This is a genomic window from Guptibacillus sedimenti, from assembly GCF_028610665.1.
GTDB classification, from domain to species: Bacteria; Bacillota; Bacilli; order Bacillales; family Guptibacillaceae; genus Guptibacillus; species Guptibacillus sedimenti.
In genome coordinates, this window is record NZ_JAQQWV010000001.1 from 130,572 (window position 1) to 152,218 (window position 21,647).

The following is a 21,647-nucleotide window of genomic DNA, read 5'->3' on the forward strand; positions in this document are numbered from 1 at the left end:
GAGTGATCCTTATGTATCCATTCATTTTTATTAGTATTGCGCTTCATCTTGTGAGCTTTCTATGTATCGTGCTTCTTTTTCTAAAGCAAACGAAGGGAACGGAAGTACGAGAAGAGATTGCAGTCAGTATGGAAGTCTATATCGAACAGCTTGAGGAAGAGAATGACCGTCTCTTAAAGGAAGTGAAATCCTACGTCGATAAACGTGAAAACCAGCTGGATACGCGCCTTCGCGTTATAGAGCAGGCTCGTGCTCCTGAAGTCGAGGAGGCAACGAAACCAGTTATCATTCAGCACCCTTCCGCTCATAATGAACGAAATCAAAAAGCCGTTCAGCTTCACCAGCAGGGCTTTTCGGTAGCAGACATTGCGCGGATATTAAACTGTGGGATCGGAGAAGTAGAGCTGATCGTCAATTTACATGGAAGGTCTGAACAGCGATGAAAATTCAGCAGCACGGCAAACCATCGGTTGATCCTTTAAAGCTAGATTTACCAAAAGGAAACAAGCAGGTTGCGTTTCAGTCTGTGATTCAGGAGGCGTCTAAAGAGTTGAAAGGGGCTGAGCTTCAGCGTCTTCTGCAACAAATTGACCGTCAGGGTGAGCTGCTTGGAAAGGAACGAACGTTTCAGAACTTATCTGCCTACAAGAGGATGGTAAAACAGTTTCTTGAAGAAGCGGTTAGCCAGGGCCTTATGCTTTCCGAGAAAAAGAGCATGGATCACTATGGCAGAAGTCGCACGTACAAGCTTGTGGAAACGGTAGAGAACAAGCTCATTGAAATTCAGGAAGAGATGCGAGAGAAAGAGAAGAATGGAATGACCTTATTATCGCTGATCGGTGAAATAAAAGGCCTGCTTGTTGATCTTTCTCTCTAGTTCGATCGACCTATGTGAAATAGGAAGTATTGACTCATGGTTATTTGCATGAGTTTTTTTTATAATAAAATAAGAACATACGTTCGAAATGATGGTTGTGATTTTTATCTTTCAGCATACTTTCATTCCTACAGACAGAGAAAGGAGAGGTGAGAATGAAAAATGAGTGGCGTTTAGATAAAGTGATGGAGGAGTTAAAGGAAAATCTCTTGTTTCAGTCGTTTATTCAAGAAGAAGCGCATTGGACAAGTTTTATGGAGGCTTATGAATCGCGGGATCGTGAAGCGTTAAACAGACTCAATTCTCTTTTTCATAAGTATTACACGGAAATTCGATTTATCGCTTATGTGACGAAACTCATTCGTTACACGGCCATTAACTTTGATCGAAAGCGTAGACTTGGGCATCTTCGTTTTCCTCTCACACTTGATCAGCCTGTAGGAGCCTCAGATGTTGCCTGGATTGATTTGATTGAAAGCCCGACAAGTGATGGAGAACCAGCGTTTGAAGAGAGTATACAGCAGAAATCCCTTTATCTTGCTTTTAGCAGGTTAACGTCAAAGCAGAAAGAGGTTCTAGACCTATTTTATCGCTTCGAGCTATCGGATACGGAGATTGCTAGAACGGCTGGTATTTCGCAGCAAGCCGTAAGCAGAAGGCGTAAACGAGCCCTTGAGAAGTTAAGGGCTGTAGGAAAGGAGGGGAGTTCATGAGCATCACAACAGTGATTAACGCGATTATCGGTGATTTAGGATTTCCGATTGTGGTCTCTCTATATTTGCTCGTTCGACTTGAAAAGAAAATTGATGATCTCACGAATGCAGTGGAGGATAAGGAAACAAACAAGAAGGGATGACTATGGAGAAAAGACTATATACGCTTTTACAGCAGGCAAAGAATGAAGACAAAGAGGGACTGAATGCAATCCTCAACCAGTTTGAGAAAAAAATTGAAGCAGAACTCAGGCAAACGTCCCCTCAAAATAGAGATGATTTACGACAGGAATTAGTGATGAAGGTTATGGAAGCTGTTGAAAAATACAGTGTGGGGGATGTGCCGAACTTTGAACAGTTTATTGAAGCTCAAAAACGGAAGAAATAGGAAACTTTTATCCGTTTTATCTCGTATAAAAGGGTAGAGGTGAAGGTAATGTTGAAGGTTGCGATTGAGGAAGCAGGTTACGAAAAAAGAGAGAGTAAAATTCGAGAGATTGCATTTGAAGTAAAGAGTGGAGAGCTGCTTGGGTTACTAGGGTCAAACGGAGCGGGTAAAAGTACAACGATTAAGACGATTCTAGGGTTGTTAAAAGAATGGAAAGGAAACGTCACGTTTGAGAATGAGACGCGCTATGCTTACGTTCCAGAGCAGCCGGTTTTCTATGATAGCTTAACGCTTTGGGAGCATTTAGAGCTTGCGGCAGCGGCAACCGCGTTGGCTGATGAGGACTGGGAGGAGCGTGCAAAAGATTTGATCCGTTACTTCCAGCTTGAGCACGTGATGCATCATCTACCGTCAAGCTTTTCAAAAGGAATGAGACAAAAGGTGATGCTAATTACCGCGTTTATGCTACGGCCTGATGTGTATATCATTGATGAGCCGTTTCTAGGATTGGATCCACGGGCAACGAAAGACTTTTTAAAGCTAATTGAAAAAGAACGAGCGCTCGGTGCGGCAATCTTAATGTGTACGCATGTGTTAGATACGGCGGAGCGGGTATGTGATCGCTTTGTTTTACTGTCGAACGGAACGCTTCTTGCAAAAGGGTCGCTTCAGGAAATGCGTGAGCAATCTGGCTTAGAGATCGACAGTTCGCTTCTTGATTGTGTTGATACGTTAATGGAGCAACGAATATGACATCCTTTCAACTTTTACGACAGCGAGTAAGTGACGATCGTCGTTATAAAATTCGTGATTTAAAGGCTGCGCTTGATTGGACGGTTTGGCTCTATATTCTGATTCCAGCGCTCATGATTGGTGTTGCTTATTACCGCTCCTGGTGGCTGGTGGCACCAGACTGGCTCGCAGTAATTCCTGAGCAGGCGGCTGTATTTCCACTGTACTTAATCGCAACGACCTGGTCATTACGGATTTATACAGAAGAAGCGGATCAGGTGTATTTGTTGCAAAACGCAGTCCTTAGTAAAGGACTGAAGAAGTGGGGGATGGCGCATTCACTTTTGAAAGGAATGCTCGTAACGTCTCTTGGAATTGGTGTTGCTCTTCCGTTACTCATAACAGGATGGGGTTGGAGTGTGGAGCGAGTGGCTGTTACAGGGCTATTTCTACTTTTAATGAGTTGGAATGCGAAAACGTGTCGGTATTTTATTGATCTGTTCGTGCCTTCAATTTGGGTGAAATGGATACCCGTTGGATTTGTGAACCTGCTTTCCATTGTAATCCTGCTTGCAGTGAGCCAGGTCGGCTGGAAGTACGAATGGGCGGTTGCTGCCGGGATCGGAAGTTTACTCCTTCTGTTGGTTGTTCAGCTCCGGGCACGTGTGCAGATGAGGGGAACCTTTTTTCACGATGCGGTCATCGAGCGGGGGTATAAGCAGAGTATAACGAAATTTTTGATGGGAAACGTTGGGGTCGCGCCGGCGACTCTAATTGTTCGAAAACAGCCTTTTCTTTTTCGAGGCTCCAAGCGAATACGTAAGAAACGTTCTCCACAGACAAGGATGATCGATCTTTATACGAAATGGTTGCTTCGATCGGTTGGAAAAATGCAATATTACCTACAAGTGATCGGCTGGGGAACGGCAGCGATCCTTTTATTGCCACTGGTTGTGAAAGTGGTGGTGCTTCTGTTTGCACTTTATGCGCTGATCGGGCTATCGAGAGCGGACTGGCGTGAGTTCTCAGAAGGTAGCTATGCTCAGTTATTTCAGTGGGAGACGTCGCTACGTGAGGAAGCGGAGAAACAAGCGTTAAAGCTCGTGTCGATGCCGAGTTTTCTCTTGCTCTGTTTGGTAACGGGGTCTTCATTCCCTGGATGGATGGGACTGTTACTTTTTCCGTTAGGCGGTTGGTTTGTTTTTAAAGAAAGTGTGCAAATGGTGCACAGAGGTATGCAAACAGGTAAGTGGCAAGATTCGAAAGGTATATGAACAATTTCAGAATTCGTTGCTTCATTCAAGCGCTTTCCGCTATGATGGGAGAGAAGATTCGGACGAGGGAGCGGATAATGAGATGAAGCTATTTTTAATTATTGGTGCGATTAATGCGGCGCTTGCAGTTGGACTTGGCGCATTCGGTGCACATGGATTAGAAGGACGACTATCAGAGAAAATGCTAGAAACGTTCAAAACAGGTGTTCAATATCACATGTATCACGCGCTTGGGTTAGTTGGAGTAGCTATTGCGGCAGATAAGCTCCAATCTGCAGGATTGATGCAATGGGCCGGCTGGCTGATGTTTGCTGGAATCGTGCTGTTTTCCGGCAGCTTGTACGTGCTTAGCCTGAGCGGAATTAAGATTCTTGGTGCGATCACGCCGCTTGGTGGCGTCGCGTTTATTACAGCGTGGATTTTGGTTGTGGTTGCGGCGTTTAAGGCGTAGCGTGAGTGAGCAAGTTCGCGAGTTCGCGGGTGCCTGTCACCACCCGCTATATATCGAAAGTTGGCGGATGGTTGCGGTTTATTGGCTAATTTCTCAGGATATTGGCCAAAACGGGATTATATTGGCCAAACTCACAATATATTGGCCAAAACAGAAAGCTGCCGGAATCCCGGCAGCTTTTTCATATCCGCTAACGCGGAGTATATTGCGTTGTTTGTTGAAGAGGGTAATTATACTCGAGCTCTTCATCAAATGTAATATAGTCTAAATAAACCATGAGTAAAATATAACGTTTGCCTGTTTGGGGATCAGAAAGAATGATATGATCTCTTCCCGCTGCTTCGACCACCCCTTTAAACACTTTCGAATTCCATTTCTCACTGTTTTCGAACGTCATGTAAACGGTGGCGATTTTCCCTAAATTCAAACGCAGGATGTTTTCGATGTAAGATTGCTCTACGGCAAGTTGTGCAGGAAAGCCTACCCCCATGGATGCTCCTTGAACTTGCTGTCCTTGACCAGGGAAGCCTGAAGGATACTGTGCCATTTGCCCGCCTTGCGGTTGCTGCGGCATTTGCCCATAGCCGCCCATGTTTTGTGACTGTGGGGTTTTCCAGTATTGATTATTCATCATAACCCTCCTTAAAGCGTTCTCTTAAAAACTGTTGTAAACTTCCGCACATTTGCTTACGGTCGGCTTGGTAAAGCCGTGTGACTTAAAGCGTCCCTCATTCCAATGGTTAAACCGCTAGGCGCAACCAGAGTTAAAGAACCAGAGCGAATAGCTAGCAAATTGATGCTTCGGGCACGCAAATAAGAAAGGATAATGCCATGGCTCTACGTAACTCATTGTATGTACGAAATGAAAGAATATGCCTATGACGAAAATCGCTCAGAGAAACAAAAAAGCTCTCCTGAACACAAAAAAAGTGTTAGAAGAGCTTGCAAGATTATACGTATAAGAATTGTGGAAGGCGTTCTTTTGGAAGGTGAGTTCCAACGTAGAAGCTACCAAATTCGCCATAACGGGCACTAACTTCATCGAAGCGCATTTCATAGACAAGCTTTTTAAACTGAAGCACGTCGTCTGCGAAAAGCGTAACGCCCCATTCCCAGTCATCAAAGCCAACAGAGCCTGTGATAATCTGCTTTACTTTGCCAGCATAGCTACGTCCAATCAGTCCGTGACTACGCATCATTTCACGACGCTCGTCCATTGATAGCATGTACCAGTTGTCGTTTCCTTCGCGCTTTTTGTTCATTGGATAGAAGCACACGTAAGGAGCTTCTGCTAATTCTGGCTTCAAGCGAGCCTGGATGCGCGGATCATTATCAGGATCGCTATCTTTTCCAGCCATATAGTTACTAAGCTCAACGACAGATACGTAAGAGTATTCTTTCACCGTATATTCAGCTAATGTCGTTTTGTTAAAAGCATTTTCAATTTCATTTAACTCTTCCATAGTTGGGCGGAGGAGCATTAACATAAAGTCCGCTTTCTGACCAATGATGGAATAAAGTGTATGACTTCCTTGTTTATGGCCTGCTGTGACTTCCCATTTTTCAAGGAACGTTAGAAATTCATTCATCGCAAGATCACGTTCTTCGCTTGAAAGCTGTTTCCATGCCGTCCAGTTCATAGTACGGAAGTCATGAAGGCAATACCAGCCATCGAGAGTAACTGCTGCTTGATTCATATCTGATTCACTCCTTATCTTTTATCACACCAATAAGGCAGGTTACGTTTATACAGCAACTGCCACTAAAGGTCCGATTGGTTCAACTAACCATCAAAGCAAATCAAACAATGCCCACTCTGATGGAAGTTTCACTATATCCACTTCCTACTATACCAATACTTGTCCCTCTTTAAAAGCGATTGAGAGTGACGATTGGATGAAAAAAGATGCTCAGAAATCGGATAGAAAATCAGTACCAATGTTTAAATACGATCGTGTTAGCTTATAGTTAGAAGAGTATCAAGAATGAAAGCTACTAATGAACCTTTGGATTCGTCTGAAAAATAGAACTTTTATATGAAAGAGCTTACAATCAGGGATTTATTTTCGTTTTGTGGGAAAAAGAGTTATCGTAGGAGTTGGATATTAAAAACAATGAGGTGAAAATAATGAGTGATCTTTTTACAAGCATGAAAGACCAGGTAAAAGCAGGCTATCCGACAATCGTTTTTCCAGAAGGAACAGATGAGCGCGTATTAGTAGCGGCTAACCGTCTTGCAAAGGATGGCATCTTAAAGCCAATCGTTATTGGTGGAGAAAATGCCATTCAAGATAAAGCAACAAGCTTAAATCTTACATTGCACAGTGATCTAACTGTGATGGATCCAGCAACTTATTCTGAAATGGATGCTCTTGTTGAATCATTTGTTGAACGTCGTAAAGGCAAAGCAACAGCGGAACAGGCGCAGGAAATTCTTCTTAATGTAAATTACTTTGGGACAATGCTCGTTCACACAGGTAAAGCAGACGGCCTTGTAAGTGGTGCTGCTCACTCGACTGGTGATACGGTTCGTCCGGCACTTCAAATTATCAAGACGAAAGAAGGCGTGAAGAAAACATCTGGCGCATTCGTTATGGTAAAAGGTGATGAGAAGTACGTTTTTGCTGACTGTGCGATTAACATCTCTCCTGATAGTAATGATTTGGCTGAAATCGGTGTAAGCAGTGCAGAAACAGCGAAAATGTTTGGCATTGAGCCAAAAGTAGCGATGTTAAGCTTCTCGACAAAAGGATCTGCAAAATCTCCTGAAACAGAGAAGGTTGAAGAAGCAACGCGTCTTGCGAAAGAAATGGCACCTGATCTTATTATTGATGGTGAATTCCAATTTGATGCTGCCTTCGTTCCAGAAGTTGCTCAAAAGAAAGCACCTGAATCGCCACTTAAAGGGGAAGCGAATGTATTTGTATTCCCTAGTCTTGAAGCAGGAAACATTGGCTACAAAATGGTTCAGCGCCTTGGTGGCTATGAAGCCGTTGGTCCAGTTCTTCAAGGGCTAAACAAACCAGTTAACGATCTTTCCCGCGGATGTAGTGAGGAAGACGTGTACAAGCTGGCATTGATTACTGCAATGCAAAGCCTATAAGATATGAAACTCCCCTGAAGGCATGCCTTCAGGGGAGTTTTTTAACCGAGCGCTTTTTCATTACGCGTGAAGACGCGCTGATAATTGTAGTCATAAAGAGAAAGCTCAGGAATTGAAAGGTGTGCTGTTGTCATTGATCCGGCATACGTCTTTAGCGTTTTCAGCGTTTTCATCATCATATCTGAAACGGTTAATTCTTCTCCGATTAATTCAGTTAACGAAGCCATTGTTTCTGGAACAATTTCAGGATAGGTGAATTTCGTTGCTTCTCCGTTCACACCTCGTTTATAAAACTCCTGAATCACAGACGCTCGCTCTGCTCCACTTCCATCTACGCATAAGTAGACTTGTACGGCAACTCCTCCGCGAAGTCTGCGCTGAGAAATGCCGGCGAATTTCTTTCCATTAATGCTTAAATCATAGCGACCAGGACAGTAACTACCGACAATTTCACGGTCTTCGATTGTGACATTATACGGTGCTAGCATTTCCTGTACAAAATCGACCATTGCTCCGTACCCTGTATCGATATCAATTTGCTGTTGCTTCTCAGCTAAGACGAGTGAGAGATTTAAGACGCCTGCATCAAGGACAACGGCAAGGCCACCGGAGTTTCTTACGATTACTCGATACCCTAGAGATTTTAAATAGTGAACGGCCTCTTCAAAATAAGGAAGGCGCGTATCTTGTATGCCAAGGACAATCGTATTGTGATGAACCCATGAGCGCAAAATTGTTGGCGATTCGCCGCTTCCAGCGGAATTGCAAAGCGTATCATCCATTGCGAACGATTGGAGGGCATCAAACGACGGGCCAAGGGTTGATTGATCAATAATCCGCCATGTTGGCTGATAAAGAATTGAATCGTTGTTTCCCATTTTCTTACCCCTTTTTCACGTACTAATCGTTCCTATTATAGCAGACGAAAGGAGTTTTAAGACATCATCCGACAGTATTTCCCGGGTGATGACAAAATCGCTGATCCTTTTTACCCAATTTCAGCCCTTATTTCCCTATAAAACTTCGATTTCTAAAGTAAAATGAGGGCTTGCGAAAAAAAGGAAATTGCGAGAATTGTCTAAAATGATATAATGATAATTACGGTAGTTTCAAGTTAGCGAGCGAGCGGGTATAGATAGAAAAGAAATGGTAATCTATGTAAGAGCTTTCATGTATGACTTAGATCATAAGGAAAATCTACATAAAGCAGAAATTAGCCAGCATTGTGCGGTCCGTATTATGCACACGATGATGGTATCAAAGTCGATGAGACGAAAGGGGACATGTTTATGAAGCTAACAGTTAAAATTATTGCAGGTCTTGTTCTAGGTATCCTAGTTGGTGTGATCTTTAATCTATTTGCACCAGATGCCTTTGGACCTGTCGATCAATATTTATTTGGTCCTGTTGGGCAAATCTTTCTGAACTTAATTAAGATGCTCGTTGTACCAATCGTATTCTTCTCTATCGTAGTAGGAACAGCCGGAATAAGCGATCCGAAGAAACTTGGCCGAATGGGCGGGAAAACAGTTGCGTTTTTCCTCGTTACAACAACGGTTGCCATTTCGATTGCAATGGCACTTGCTTACTTAATTAAACCAGGTGTTGAAGGATCGTTCTCAGGAAACTCAGACTTTAAAGCTGAAGAAGCACCTCCTGTGTTGGATACAATTATTAATATCATTCCAACCAACCCTATTCAAGCGATGGTTGAAGGAAACATGCTTCAAATTATCGCATTTGCTATTTTCGTAGGTTTTGCCCTTGCGATTCTTGGAGAACGCACGAAAGCACTACGTGACTTGTTTGAACAAGGTAACGACGTTATGATGTATCTTGTTAAAATCATTATGGAAACAGCGCCATACGGTGCTTTTGCGCTAATCGCTTCTGCCGTTGGTGGCCAGGGGAAAGAAGCTCTACAATCGATGGGAATGTATTTCCTAGTTGTACTAGGAGCTTTGCTCATTCATTTTCTCTTCACATATGGTAGTGCGATTTACTTCCTATGTAAAGAGAATCCAATTAAATTCTATAAAGCTTTTGCGCCAGCGATGGCAGTTGCTTTCAGTACTTCTTCTAGTAGCGGTACACTTCCAGTTTCAATGAAAACCGCTCAGGAAAACTTGAAAGTACCAAAGCAAATCAGTAGTTTTGTCCAACCGCTTGGAGCAACAATTAACATGGACGGAACGGCGATTATGCAAGGTGTTGCAACGATTTTTATTGCTCAAATTACCGGTGTTGATTTAACCTTTACACAGCTTATTATTGTTGTAGTTACGGCGACACTCGCTAGTATCGGTACTGCAGGTGTACCAGGAGTAGGACTCATTATGCTCGCAATGGTTCTAAAGCAAGTAGGTTTACCTGTCGAACCGATCGGCTTAATTCTTGCCGTTGACCGTCTTCTTGATATGACGCGTACGGCTGTTAACATTACAGGTGACGCAGCTTGTGCGATGTATATTGCAAAATCAGAAGAAAAACGTGAAGGCAAAAAAGTTGAAACTGTTCTATAACATGAATTAAGAGGGGCACGTGCCCCTCTCTATATGCAGAATGATTTGACGCTCAGCTTTATTCATTTCCATTCTTTTTATCTACCCAAACAACATGAGCCTTCTCCCATCACGACCCGGGAGAAGGTTTTCATTTGTTATGGGGTGGTATATAATGAAGGGATGAATTTGACGGAAGGAGCCTGCCGCGGAATGCTCGAACGATTAAACGAAGAAAAAGTATTTAAAGACCCTGTCCATCGCTATATCCATGTTCGATACCGTTTAATCTGGGATCTGATTGGTACGAAAGAATTCCAGCGTTTGCGGAGAGTTCGCCAGCTCGGAACAACGTATCTTACTTTTCACGGGGCAGAACATAGTCGCTTTAGTCACTCACTCGGTGTTTATGAGATTGTGAGGCGTATTAACGAGATTTTCTCTCAGTATGAGGGATGGGATGAAAAGAATAGGCTGTTAAGCATGTGCGCAGCGCTATTGCATGACGTTGGGCACGGGCCGTTTTCACACTCCTTTGAAAAAGTATTTAACCTTGATCATGAAGATTTCACGCGGATGGTCATTCTAGGTGACACTGAAATCAACAAGGTACTACGAAGGGTGAGCGATGATTTCCCGCTTCAAGTTGCGGATGTCATTGCCAAAACGCATGATAATAAACTTGTGGTTAGCTTAATTTCAAGCCAAATCGATGCAGATCGGATGGACTATCTTCTTCGGGATGCTTATTTTACAGGGGTCAGCTATGGTCAATTTGATATTGAGCGTATTCTACGCGTGATGCGCCCGGGTGACGATCAAATCGTCATCAAGCAAAGTGGTATGCACGCAGTAGAAGACTATATTATGAGTCGCTATCAAATGTACTGGCAAATTTATTTTCATCCTGTGACGCGAAGTGCAGAGGTGATTTTAAGTAAAATTCTTCATCGCGCAAAGGCGTTATTTGAGCAGGGCTATCACTTTCAACATGATCCGATTCACTTCTATTCTCTTTTTAAAGAAGATATTAGTCTTGAAGATTTTTTGAAGTTGGATGATTCTGTTGTGATGTTTTATTTCCAGATCTGGCAGGAGGAGAAGGACCATATCTTGAGCGATCTATGCGAACGGTTTATGAATCGTAGGCTATTTAAATACATCGAATTTAACCCGATGCAGCAAATGAATGCGTGGCGAGAGCTACATGATTCCTTTCATGAAGCGGGAATTGATCCTGATTATTATTTAGTGGTTGATTCATCTTCCGATTTGCCGTATGATTTCTATCGGCCCGGTGAAGAAGAAGAACGGTTACCGATACATCTATTAAAACCTGGTGGCGATTTACGTGAGCTTTCGCGTGAATCTGATGTGGTGGAAGCTATTTCGGGTAAAAAAAGAACCGATCATAAACTGTATTTCCCTGCGGACTTTATTCTTGAAGGAAATACAGATGCTACTCGTCGTATTAAGTCATTGCTTCAAATCGATTAGCTGTTCAAAAAGAAAGGCAGTCCTGGCATGAAGTTCGCTTCCGCTACAGGTGATGCTGGTGTGTGTTCGAAAGAAGTGGCGTGGATCGTTTGCAAAGCTTTTGAACCTCATCTGATAAAGTAAGATTGCTTTTTGGACAACCTGTAAAAAGTACATGGGAGGGGTGCAGGTTGCTAGAAGATCACGCGAAAGTGATAGCTGTGTTGAAAGAAGCCGGAGAAGTCATTGGACGTAAGAAACTACAAAAGATCATCTACATTTGCAAAAAGTTGCAGTTTCCATTTAACGAGAAATATCAGTTTCATTTCTATGGTCCTTACTCAGAAGAGTTAACACTTAGAGTCGAGGAACTTTGTAACTTGGGTCTTGTCACCGAAGTGAAAGAAAGTAAAGGGAACTATTACCAATATAAATATGCAGTAACGGAAGAAGGCGATGAATTTCTAGGTCATTACGATTTTGAATTGCCTGAACTTCGTCAGTGTATCAGTGAAATTAATAGCCAGAGCTCCCGTTTTCTTGAACTCGTTTCAACGATTCTTTTTTTCGATCGCCTGACAAAAGAAGAAGTTGTTGAGAAAGTTCATACGATTAAACGGAAGCAAAATTATTCTGAAGATGAAATTGAGCAAGCCTATGCTTTTATGGAAAAGCTTGGCTGTTAATGCCATTTTGGCACAATAGATGAATAGACAACAAAAGGTGCCCTTTCGGGGCACCTTTTGTTGTTGAAATTAACCTTTCATCGTCATTTTCTTATCTCTATAAGTAAATTTCGTGAAATCTACTTTTCCAATAATGAACCCAGCGAAAAGTATGATGATCATGATTAGAAAAGAAATAAGGAGTGTACTTAAGTAAGGGAGAAGCAGCTCTGAAATCTCGGGTAACGTACCTGCCATCATAACGACGAGCGTGAAAGAACTAATAACATGGAACGTAATTCCCACTCCGAGCGCAATCGTCGTTTTTATTTCAAGAAGGGTAGGAAGCCAGTACGTCGAAAGTAGAAGATAAGCTACCAGGATGGTGAGAATTGAAAAGAAGCCAGCTAATCCAGTATGATGATAGCCGCCTGCTGCTAGAATGATCGTATAAATGAGAGAAGCGAGTAATCCAAGAATAAAACTGATCATAATAGGGGAATAAAGGGTTTTTTTCATAATAAAGCCACCTTCTTTACAAATGTTTCGGATTCATTACATAAATACCCGTCTGAACATTAGTATAATCGTTTATTAGTATCAAAATTTGGAAAAAGAAGTCGAGTAATTTGGGCATTTTTGTCGAATTGAAAAAAGGGTTCAAAAGGCTTATAACGCGGGAGTGAGGAAGAATGAGAGAAGTAAAAGTAGGTTTAGTTGGCTTTGGATTTTCAGGGGCGACGTTTCATGCCCCTGTCATTGAAGCGGTAGAGGGATTAACGATTTCAACAGTCGTTTCTTCGAATGCAGACAAGGTCCATCGTTCATTTCCAGAGGTGAATGTTGTGTCGTCTATGGAGGAGTTGTTAACCGATGAGGAAATCGAGCTGGTCATTATCACGACGCCGAATGAGTTTCATTTTCCAATGGCCAAACAGGCTCTTGAAGCAGGAATGCATGTTGTTCTTGAAAAACCATTCACTGTTAGTGTAGAAGAAGGGGAGCGGCTCATTGCGGTTGCAGAAGAAGGTGACCGGTTGTTAAGCGTGTACCATAACAGACGATACGATAGTGATTTTCTCACGATTCAACAGCTCATAAAGGAAGAGCGGCTTGGATCGGTTATCACTTACGAGGCTCATTACGATCGCTATCGTGCGGAGGTACGTGATCGTTGGCGAGAACAAGACAAGAAAGGATCTGGCATCCTATTTGATCTCGGTTCCCATTTAATTGACCAGGCGCTCACCCTCTTTGGGAAACCGGACGGCGTTTATGCGGATATAATGGCCCAGCGCGAAGAAGGCAAAACAGATGACTACTTTCACCTGATTCTGCATTATGGAAAAAAGAGAGTGATTCTTCATGGTGGCTCTCTCGTAAAAAAACATGGGCCACGCTATCAAATTCATGGGATAAAGGGTTCGTTCTTAAAATGGGGCATTGATCCTCAAGAGGAAGCATTGATAGCGGGAAGAGTTCCAGGAGACGCAGGTTGGGGAGAAGAAGCGCGAGAGCAGTTCGGTGTGCTGACGAATGAAGAAGGTGATCACGTGGTGAAGACCTTACCTGGATCTTATCAAACGTACTACAAGGAAGTTTATCAGGCCCTGAAAGAAGATAGCGCGCCACCGGTCACTGCTGAAGAAGCGCTGAATGTTATTAAAGTGATTGAGCTTGCATTCAAGAGTAGTGAAGAGAAAAAAGTGATGCATTGGGTATAGGTCGTCGATTGGAAGGGCGTTACCTGTATTAGTGGATTTTTAGAAGATAAAAAAGCTCCGCCCAGTGGGCAGAGCTTTTGATTATGCATGAGGCAGAAAAGCAAGTTGATAGAAGAATAATACGGCGAAAAGGTAGAGAAGCGGATGAACGTCACGCCATTTTCCTTTAACAACTTTTAAAATAGGGTACGTAATAAAGCCAAGAGCGATTCCTGTTGCAATACTTGCAGTTAGTGGCATTGTGAGAATGATTAAGAAAGCTGGGAATGCTTCGTCAAATTCACTCCAGTCGATTTTGCCAACGGCGCCAATCATTAAGCTTCCGACGATAATGAGCGTTGGTGCTGTAATCGCTGCAAGACCTGATAGAGAGCCGACGAGTGGGCCAAAGAACGCAGAGACAATGAACAAGATCGAAACGACGACAGATGTTAAACCAGTTCGACCACCAGCTGCAACGCCTGCAGAGGATTCAAGATAAGCACTTGTAGGGCTTGTTCCAAAAATGGCTCCAACTGTTGTGCCGATCGAGTCAGCAAGAAGTGCCTGACGAGCACGCGGCATTTTCTTCCCTTTCATTAAACCAGCTTGTTCAGCAACGCCAACCATCGTACCGGTTGTATCAAATAAAGTAACGAGTAAGAAAGAGAATACAACGGCGTATAAGCCGTATTCAACCATATCTTTAATTGCCTGAAGTGGGCTTCCGAAAATGAAGAATTCAGGAGCCGAAGGTGTTTGCATAAAGCCTTCTTTAAATTCAAGCTGTCCTGTGAAGATCGCAATCATCGCAGTAACGATCATGCCGAAGAATAGTGCCCCAGGAACGTTACGGGCCATGAGAATAAGCGTAATGATCAGGCCAACAAGTGCTAAAAGCACTTCAGGAGAATGAAGGTTTCCAAGACCAACAAGGTTTTCTTCATCAGCTACAATAATGCCTGTCATGCGAAGGCCGATAAACGCAATGAATAAGCCAATTCCAGCTGTGATACCAAGCTTAAGATTTGTCGGAATGGCTTCAATTAGCTTCTCACGGAATGGGGTTAGAGAAAGAATAATAAATAATAATCCCGCAATGAAAACAGCGCCAAAGGCGACTTGATAGGATACGCCTGCCTGTCCACCTACGACGGAAAATGCGAAGTAAGCATTTAGACCCATACCAGGTGCAATTGCAATTGGGTAATTTGCGAATAAACCCATCCATAGTGTTCCGACAACGGCTGCAATAATCGTTGCGATAAAGACAGTATCGAACGGAACCCCTGTTGAGGATAGGATAATTGGGTTAACAATTACGATATATACCATTGTCAGGAAAGTGGTTAATCCTGCAAGAAATTCTGTTTTAACGTTTGTTCCATTTTCTTTCAAGCGGAAAAAGGAGTTAAACATGGTAAGACCTCCATTAAATACGAACGTTTTTTAAGCACAAATACTATAATATTCGTAATAAACGCATTTGACAAGGGGTAATCTAAAATCAATTCCGATAAAACGTGAATGGCTGTGACATGAATCCATTCAGGTAATTGTGATAAAATGATAGCGGACAATTGCGATTGAAGGAGGTACTAAGAAATGGCAAATGAAGAAGAAAAGAATCCGAAAAAGAAGCCTTCAACAGGTTTTAACATTTTAAGTGGTGATTCTACTGACGGACACGGAGGTTATGGAGTAGGTACGATTAACCTCGATAACGTTTCACCTGTCATTATTGATCCGACAACGGACGAAATTTATGTAGATGTAGGTGCGCTTCACGCGCGTAGTGCTCTTGAAAAACGCAAGAAGCTCGTTAAGACGCGCGAAGAAGTGCCAGATGGTCATACAGCTTGGATAGTATGGGTGACCCTTCAACGTACGGAAGAAGGACCACACTATTATGGCATTGGCGCGTGTGAATTTTTCTTTAATGCAGAAGCGAAGCGCGCATGGAAAAGCATGCCGGAGCATGTAAACAATATGGATAAATCCATGAAGGGTAAAGTCGTTGTCGACCATATGGATGCTAAATCAAAACAAATGCTCCGTAACTATTTAATTGAGTTTGATAAAGAAGTCTATGAACGTTCCAGTGATGAAGTGAAAGCAGGACTTCAAGACTAACTTTGAGTTGTTTTCTGACTAATTGATAAAATCCCTTGAGGTTTCCTGAAACTGAGCGTAAACTTATGGTTACGCAACACATATAGCTAGGACCCAAAACAGCCCGGGGAAGTTTCCCCGGGTTGTTCTGGTTCTAGGGAACATTTCGTAAGCGTTTGCTTAGAGAGGGTGAGCAAGGTGTATCAAATCTCACGTGCGAAAAAGAAAGAATTAGTTGAGCGCATCCAAGCATTTTTCTATGAAGAGCGAAATGAAGAAATTGGCGATCTTGCCGCTGAAAACGTTTTGCATTTTGTGATGTCCGAAATCGGTCCTACACTTTACAACGCTGGAATTTCTGACGCAATTGGTATGACAGAACAAAAGTGGATCAGTATCGAACAAGACCTTGAGGCGTTAAAGAAGCCAGATCCAGAAGTGAATCGCTAAGAAAGACGGGTGTAGCACCCGTCTTTTATCTAATCCAATTAAAGAACCGATCGAAAATGCCTTTTTTCTGCTTTTCTTGCTCTGAAGAAGGAGTTCCGGGATGATCTTCACAAAGGTGAGAAGGCTCAGTTCCTTCTATATAATAAGTTAAGCGCTTCACAGGGCAATTGTCAGTCGCGATCAGCCCTGTTTGAGGATCAACCTCTATCCCAACCACATTATCTGGTTTCTTAAAATCAGTCGCTTTTTCCTCAGCTAGCGCCTCTTCGATAAAATTTGCCCAGATCTTTTTCGTATAAGAGCCATCGTTACGATGATTCAATTTCTCTCCTTTATCGTATCCAACCCAAACCGCTGCGGTAAGCTGCGGTGTAAATCCTACCATCCAACTATCTGTAGAAGTTGACCCCGTTTTGGCGGCAGCCGGTCGCGTTAAGAGGTGATCAACGCCAGACCCCGTGACGCGCGTGTAATCATTGAGTGATTCATCGAAGACGCCGGTCATCATACTGGTCGTCACAAAAGCGGCCTCAGGATCTAAAACAAGCTCAGATTGTGATGAATGCTCATAAATCACTTTGCCATCGCGATCCGTTACTTTCTCGATGTAGTAAGGAGAAACGCTATAGCCACCATTTGCTAGCATGCTATATGCTTCTGTCATTTCCATCATCCCAACAGGCTTTGTACCAAGTGCAAGAGAAGGGATGGCCGATAGTTTACTTGTAATTCCAAATGATTTTGCCGTATTAACGAGCGTTTTTTCCTCCAAAAACATATGTGTTTTTACCGCGACAACATTATCAGAAAGAGCTAAAGCTTGTGCAAGAGTAATTTCCTCATTCGCATAAACGTCTCCATAGTTGTGCGGAGAATAGGTTTTCTTTTCGTTATCATAGTAGAAAGTCGTTGGCTCACTTCGCACAAGCGTCGAAGGCGTGAAGCCATTTTTGATAGCCGCATAATACAAAAGCGGTTTAAACGTGGAACCTGGCGTCCGCTTTGCCATCGTGGCACGATTAAATTTACTTTCTGAATAATCACGACCTCCGATCATCACCTTAACGGCTCCTGACGTCGGTTCCATGGCGACGAGCGCTGCCTGAATATCGCTTTTTTGGTCAATGGAGGAGGCAACCCACTTTTCTGCTGCTTTTTGCATCTGAGCATCAAGTGTCGTATAAACATGGAGCCCACCTTGCTCAATGACACGCTCATCAAGTGAAAGCACCGATCTTAATTCCTTTTTTACTTCCTGAGCAAAATAAGGCGCGATGTCGGACTTCGTTTCTTCCGTGAACGTTTGGAGCGCCATGTTTTCTGTTTCTGCTTGCATTGCTTCCGCTTCAGACAGCACATTGTTTGACACCATCGCTTGGAGAACGGTGCTTTGCCGTTCCTCTGCCCGCTCGGCATCGGCATAAGGAGAGTAATAGCCAGGTCCTTTCGGAATGCCGGCTAGCATCGCCGCTTCTGCAAGAGAAAGTTCCTCCGCTTTTTTGCCAAAGTACGTTCTTGCTGCAGACTCAATCCCGTAAGAGCCGTGTCCATAGTAAATCGTATTTAAATACCCTTCAAGAATCTCTTCTTTTGAATAATGAACCTCGAGCCGGTAAGCATAAAAGGCTTCTGCGATTTTTCGTTTCCACGTTTTATCATGTTCTAAAAAGAGATTCCGCGCATATTGCTGTGTAATGGTACTAGCTCCTTGAACTTTTGCCATTGCTTTTAAATCAGCTAGAATGGCCCCGCCGATCCGTTTAAAATCAAACCCCATATGATCGTAGAAATGCCTGTCTTCAATGGCGATTGTTGCATCAATCACGTTGGGAGAAATATGTTCAAGGTCAACCCAATAGCGGTTCTGACCATCTTGATTTGATTCGCTTATAACCGTTTCATCATGATCATAGTAAATCGTTGTTTGTGGAACTTGAAGTTCGGGAGCTCCCATAAACACCGTTAGCAAATAAAGCATCCCCATAGACATCCCGATTAACACGATGCCAATCATCATTAATTTACTTAGAAGCATGGTCCATCGCTTCCAATAATGGAATCGCTCATCCTTGAGCCATTTCATGTGGTTCACCCCCACATCGTCTTAAATCTAGTATGTAACAATCTAGAAACTCTTAAACACGTTTCCCGATGAAAGATACTTGTTTTTTCAAAACGAACGACGGTAGCAATAAGTTTAAAAAATAGTTGTCCAGTTTTTGAATAAAGTGAACTATACTAAAACTTAATTGAGAGCGGGGAGAGAAACGTATGGAGATTATGATTGCAATCATACTTGGGATTGTAGAAGGACTAACAGAATTTTTACCAGTTTCATCAACGGGGCATTTGATCTTAACAGGATACTGGCTCGATTTTACTGGAGAGAGGGCAAAGACGTTTGAAATCGTCATTCAACTTGGGTCAATTCTTGCGGTGGTTGTCATGTATCGAAAACGATTTGTTTCGTTATTATCACCAAAATCAAGTGAAGGGTTAACCCTTGTTCATCTTATCCTTGGTATGATTCCAGCTGTAGTAGCGGGCTTCCTTCTTCATGGGTTTATAAAAAGTTATCTATTCTCGCCATATACCGTCGTCATCGGACTGATTGTTGGTGGTGTGTTGATGATTTTCGCTGATCTAAAAAAACGTGCCCCTGTTAGTTCAAGTTTAGATGACTTAACGCTGAAGCAGGCTTTCTCGATTGGTCTCTTTCAATGTTTAGCACTGTGGCCAGGATTTTCACGGTCAGGTGCCACGATTTCAGGCGGCGTCTTACTAGGAACAAATCACAAAACAGCGGCTGAATTTTCGTTTATTTTAGCGGTTCCGATGATGGTGGCGGCAAGCGGATATGATTTATTGAAAAGCTATCAGTTTTTATCCGTATCTGATCTTCCAGTATTTGCGACAGGCTTTTTGGCAGCCTTTGTTGTTGCGCTTTTCGCTATTGTAACATTTATTAAATTCGTGGAACGCGTCCGATTGATCCCTTTTGCGATCTATCGATTTGTACTCGCTCTCTTTGTTTGGATGGTGTTGTTTTAGCGCGAATGGAAGAGAGGCAAATTCATTACTGTTAGAAACAAGAAATGAATGTAGAAAATTCTCTTGCTTTTTACGCAGAGTCGACTATACTTTTCTTGTGCTTTAAGAAACTTTTTAAAGGGACGAAAGGATAAGGAAAACGGTGGCTTCCGTTTGGTGGCAAGCTTTCCTGATGCTTAGATCCATTTTTTTGCTACATACTAATGGTGTTTGGACCTATGCGGTTCGGGAACGGTCTTAGTGTAGCAATTTGACATAGAGGAGTGGTTTACATGGAATTATGGTACACAGAGAAACAGACAGAAAGCTTTGGCATTACGGCGAAAATTAAACAGACGTTGCATACAGAACAAACTGACTTTCAGCGTCTGGATATGATTGAAACAGAAGAATTCGGAAACATGCTAGTTCTTGATGGCATGGTTATGACGACGGAAAAAGATGAGTTCGTCTATCATGAAATGGTCGCTCACGTACCGTTATTTACGCATCCGAATCCAAAACACGTTCTTGTTGTTGGTGGTGGAGATGGTGGTGTCATTCGGGAAGTATTAAAGCACCCATCTGTTGAAAAAGCAACGCTTGTTGAAATCGATGGCAAAGTGATCGAGTACTCGAAGAAATACTTGCCTTCCATTGCAGGAGCATTAGATAATGAGCGTGTTGAAGTGCTCGTTGATGATGGCTTTATGCATATCGCAAAAAGCGAAGGAGAATACGACGTGATTATGGTCGATTCAACGGAGCCGGTTGGACCAGCTGCAAAGCTTTTTGAGCGTGGCTTTTATGAAGGCATTTCAAAAGCTTTAAAAGAAGACGGTATTTTCGTTGCACAGACGGACAACCCATGGTTTAAAGCAGACTTAATTACACAAGTATCCAAAGACGTAAGAGAGATTTTCCCGATTACGCGCGTTTACACAGCGAACATTCCTACTTACCCAAGCGGTCTCTGGACATTTACGATTGGTTCGAAAAAGAATGATCCGCTTGAAGTACCTGAAAGTCGCTTCCATGACATTGACACAAAGTACTATACTAAAGAGCTTCACACGGCTAGCTTCGCACTTCCGAAATTTGTACAGGATCTCATTAAATGAGCATGAAGTTTGATGAAGCTTATTCAGGTAACGTATTTATCCTAAGCAATCCGTCTTTTGATGAAAGTAACGTAGTGATCTACGGCATGCCGATGGACTGGACGGTTAGCTTCCGTCCGGGTTCTCGCTTTGGGCCAGGTCGGATTCGTGAGGCTTCTCTCGGTCTTGAAGAATATAGTCCTTATGCTGATCGTCATCTTGAAGAAATTCGGTACTTTGATGCAGGTGATATTCCACTTCCATTCGGGAATCCACAGCGAAGCATTGATATGATTGAAGAATACATCGATTCGTTGCTTGAATCTGGAAAGTTTCCACTTGGTATGGGTGGCGAGCACCTTGTGACGTGGCCAATTCTTAAAGCATTTCATAAGAAGTACGATGATCTTGCATTGATTCACATTGACGCACATGCAGATTTGCGAGAGGAGTATGAAGGCGAACCGCTTTCTCATTCCACACCTGTTCGTAAAATTTGTGGGTTGATTGGTGCAGAAAACGTGTACTCGTTTGGAATTCGCTCTGGTATGCGTGAAGAGTTTCAATTTGCGAAAGAGTCAGGCATGCACATGCATAAGTTCGACGTTGTGGAGCCTTTGAAAAAGGTGCTCCCAACGTTAAAAGGACGCAACGTGTATGTGACGATCGATATTGATGTGCTTGACCCTGCTCATGCACCTGGAACAGGCACGGCTGAAGCAGGTGGCATTACATCTAAAGAATTACTTGAAGCGATCGCGGCGATTGCAGGTTCGGAAATTAACGTAGTCGGAGCCGATCTTGTTGAAGTGGCTCCAGCATACGATCCATCTGAACAAACGCCAATTGCGGCTAGTAAATTTATCCGAGAAATGTTGCTTGGCTGGACGCATAAGAAATAAAGCGTAGAGGCTGTATTCTATTTGAATACAGTCTTTTCTTATTGGAAAGAATGGAAGAACTTTTAGTTATGCCATTTCGTTAAGTCCCCTCTCATTGTGACAAAAAGCGTCACATTGAGATTGGCCTTAAGCTTGTCGGGGGTGGACAAGGCCCCTGCGCTTTTCCTGAT

Annotated in this window: 24 protein-coding genes; 18 read left to right on the forward strand and 6 right to left on the reverse strand. The window is 42.9% G+C overall.

What is annotated here, in order from left to right:
- The first annotated feature begins 11 nt into the window (after positions 1–11).
- The 8 genes from PQ578_RS00685 to PQ578_RS00720 all read left to right on the forward strand — a co-directional run bounded on the left by PQ578_RS00685 (position 12) and on the right by PQ578_RS00720 (position 4,435).
- Entirely contained in the window at positions 12–443 is a 432-nt protein-coding gene (locus PQ578_RS00685) for a DUF6115 domain-containing protein (RefSeq protein ID WP_273831753.1), read from the forward strand.
- Positions 440–877, forward strand: coding sequence for a YaaR family protein (locus PQ578_RS00690; protein ID WP_273831755.1), 438 nt, complete (start codon positions 440–442; stop codon positions 875–877). The genes PQ578_RS00685 and PQ578_RS00690 overlap by 4 nt, the downstream gene beginning before the upstream one ends.
- 155 nt (positions 878–1,032) lie before the next feature.
- A complete protein-coding gene (locus PQ578_RS00695; RefSeq protein WP_273831756.1) occupies positions 1,033–1,590 on the forward strand; it encodes a sigma-70 family RNA polymerase sigma factor in 558 nt (185 codons plus the stop codon).
- The gene (locus PQ578_RS00700; RefSeq protein WP_098445448.1) at positions 1,587–1,733 is read left to right on the forward strand and encodes a YvrJ family protein; all 147 of its coding nucleotides are present in this window, start codon (positions 1,587–1,589) and stop codon (positions 1,731–1,733) included. Before PQ578_RS00695 ends, PQ578_RS00700 begins: the two co-directional genes overlap by 4 nt.
- 2 nt (positions 1,734–1,735) lie before the next feature.
- Entirely contained in the window at positions 1,736–1,978 is a 243-nt protein-coding gene (locus PQ578_RS00705) for a helix-turn-helix domain-containing protein (protein WP_273831759.1), read from the forward strand.
- Positions 1,979–2,026: 48 nt separating this feature from the next.
- On the forward strand, positions 2,027–2,731 hold the full coding sequence (locus PQ578_RS00710) for an ABC transporter ATP-binding protein (RefSeq protein ID WP_273831760.1): 705 nt from the start codon (positions 2,027–2,029) through the stop codon (positions 2,729–2,731).
- Entirely contained in the window at positions 2,728–3,984 is a 1,257-nt protein-coding gene (locus tag PQ578_RS00715; protein ID WP_273831762.1) for an ABC transporter permease, read from the forward strand. The genes PQ578_RS00710 and PQ578_RS00715 overlap by 4 nt, the downstream gene beginning before the upstream one ends.
- Positions 3,985–4,066: 82 nt before the next feature.
- Positions 4,067–4,435, forward strand: coding sequence for a DUF423 domain-containing protein (locus PQ578_RS00720; protein ID WP_165998723.1), 369 nt, complete (start codon positions 4,067–4,069; stop codon positions 4,433–4,435).
- Positions 4,436–4,625: 190 nt separating this feature from the next.
- On the opposite strand, the gene gerQ is transcribed toward PQ578_RS00720, so the two are convergent.
- The gene (gerQ, locus tag PQ578_RS00725; protein ID WP_337957996.1) at positions 4,626–5,066 is read right to left on the reverse strand and encodes a spore coat protein GerQ; all 441 of its coding nucleotides are present in this window, start codon (positions 5,064–5,066) and stop codon (positions 4,626–4,628) included.
- A gap of 319 nt (positions 5,067–5,385) precedes the next feature.
- Positions 5,386–6,132 (reverse strand): hydrogen peroxide-dependent heme synthase, encoded by a 747-nt coding sequence (gene hemQ / locus PQ578_RS00730; RefSeq protein ID WP_098445442.1) that lies wholly within the window; start codon positions 6,130–6,132, stop codon positions 5,386–5,388.
- A 431-nt stretch (positions 6,133–6,563) separates the two neighbouring features.
- Between hemQ and pta the strand changes: the two genes are divergently transcribed.
- Positions 6,564–7,538: a phosphate acetyltransferase gene (gene pta, locus PQ578_RS00735; RefSeq protein ID WP_273831765.1), complete on the forward strand. Its 975-nt coding sequence runs from the start codon at positions 6,564–6,566 to the stop codon at positions 7,536–7,538.
- 41 nt (positions 7,539–7,579) lie between these two features.
- On the opposite strand, the gene lipL is transcribed toward pta, so the two are convergent.
- Positions 7,580–8,416: an octanoyl-[GcvH]:protein N-octanoyltransferase gene (gene lipL / locus PQ578_RS00740; protein WP_273831766.1), complete on the reverse strand. Its 837-nt coding sequence runs from the start codon at positions 8,414–8,416 to the stop codon at positions 7,580–7,582.
- 411 nt (positions 8,417–8,827) lie between these two features.
- Between lipL and PQ578_RS00745 the strand changes: the two genes are divergently transcribed.
- The 3 genes from PQ578_RS00745 to PQ578_RS00755 all read left to right on the forward strand — a co-directional run bounded on the left by PQ578_RS00745 (position 8,828) and on the right by PQ578_RS00755 (position 12,201).
- On the forward strand, positions 8,828–10,060 hold the full coding sequence (locus PQ578_RS00745) for a dicarboxylate/amino acid:cation symporter (protein ID WP_273831768.1): 1,233 nt from the start codon (positions 8,828–8,830) through the stop codon (positions 10,058–10,060).
- Positions 10,061–10,252: 192 nt separating this feature from the next.
- Entirely contained in the window at positions 10,253–11,536 is a 1,284-nt protein-coding gene (locus PQ578_RS00750) for an HD domain-containing protein (protein ID WP_273831770.1), read from the forward strand.
- A gap of 170 nt (positions 11,537–11,706) precedes the next feature.
- Positions 11,707–12,201, forward strand: a complete 495-nt coding sequence (locus tag PQ578_RS00755; protein ID WP_098445437.1) for a YwgA family protein — start codon at positions 11,707–11,709, stop codon at positions 12,199–12,201.
- Positions 12,202–12,270: 69 nt separating this feature from the next.
- On the opposite strand, the gene PQ578_RS00760 is transcribed toward PQ578_RS00755, so the two are convergent.
- Positions 12,271–12,699 carry a hypothetical protein gene (locus tag PQ578_RS00760; RefSeq protein ID WP_273831771.1) on the reverse strand — a complete coding sequence of 143 codons (429 nt, stop codon included), beginning with the start codon at positions 12,697–12,699 and terminating at the stop codon, positions 12,271–12,273.
- Positions 12,700–12,872: 173 nt separating this feature from the next.
- Between PQ578_RS00760 and PQ578_RS00765 the strand changes: the two genes are divergently transcribed.
- Positions 12,873–13,904, forward strand: coding sequence for an oxidoreductase (locus PQ578_RS00765; RefSeq protein WP_273831772.1), 1,032 nt, complete (start codon positions 12,873–12,875; stop codon positions 13,902–13,904).
- Positions 13,905–13,985: 81 nt separating this feature from the next.
- On the opposite strand, the gene PQ578_RS00770 is transcribed toward PQ578_RS00765, so the two are convergent.
- Positions 13,986–15,302, reverse strand: coding sequence for an NCS2 family permease (locus PQ578_RS00770; protein WP_273831773.1), 1,317 nt, complete (start codon positions 15,300–15,302; stop codon positions 13,986–13,988).
- Positions 15,303–15,488: 186 nt separating this feature from the next.
- On the opposite strand from PQ578_RS00770, the gene PQ578_RS00775 reads away from it, so the two are divergent.
- The gene (locus PQ578_RS00775) at positions 15,489–16,016 is read left to right on the forward strand and encodes a YwhD family protein (protein ID WP_160918238.1); all 528 of its coding nucleotides are present in this window, start codon (positions 15,489–15,491) and stop codon (positions 16,014–16,016) included.
- Between the two features lie 177 nt (positions 16,017–16,193).
- Positions 16,194–16,445, forward strand: coding sequence for a DUF2164 domain-containing protein (locus PQ578_RS00780; protein WP_224881449.1), 252 nt, complete (start codon positions 16,194–16,196; stop codon positions 16,443–16,445).
- Between the two features lie 25 nt (positions 16,446–16,470).
- Here PQ578_RS00780 and PQ578_RS00785 read toward each other — a convergent pair whose 3' ends face one another.
- On the reverse strand, positions 16,471–18,528 hold the full coding sequence (locus PQ578_RS00785) for a transglycosylase domain-containing protein (RefSeq protein WP_273831774.1): 2,058 nt from the start codon (positions 18,526–18,528) through the stop codon (positions 16,471–16,473).
- Between the two features lie 188 nt (positions 18,529–18,716).
- Here PQ578_RS00785 and bacA point away from each other — a divergent pair, with 188 nt between their 5' ends.
- The 3 genes from bacA to speB all read left to right on the forward strand — a co-directional run bounded on the left by bacA (position 18,717) and on the right by speB (position 21,477).
- Positions 18,717–19,496: an undecaprenyl-diphosphate phosphatase gene (bacA, locus tag PQ578_RS00790; RefSeq protein WP_273831775.1), complete on the forward strand. Its 780-nt coding sequence runs from the start codon at positions 18,717–18,719 to the stop codon at positions 19,494–19,496.
- A gap of 272 nt (positions 19,497–19,768) precedes the next feature.
- On the forward strand, positions 19,769–20,596 hold the full coding sequence (gene speE, locus PQ578_RS00795) for a polyamine aminopropyltransferase (RefSeq protein ID WP_098445429.1): 828 nt from the start codon (positions 19,769–19,771) through the stop codon (positions 20,594–20,596).
- Between the two features lie 2 nt (positions 20,597–20,598).
- Positions 20,599–21,477 (forward strand): agmatinase, encoded by an 879-nt coding sequence (gene speB, locus PQ578_RS00800; protein WP_273833205.1) that lies wholly within the window; start codon positions 20,599–20,601, stop codon positions 21,475–21,477.
- The last annotated feature ends 170 nt before the right edge of the window (positions 21,478–21,647 follow it).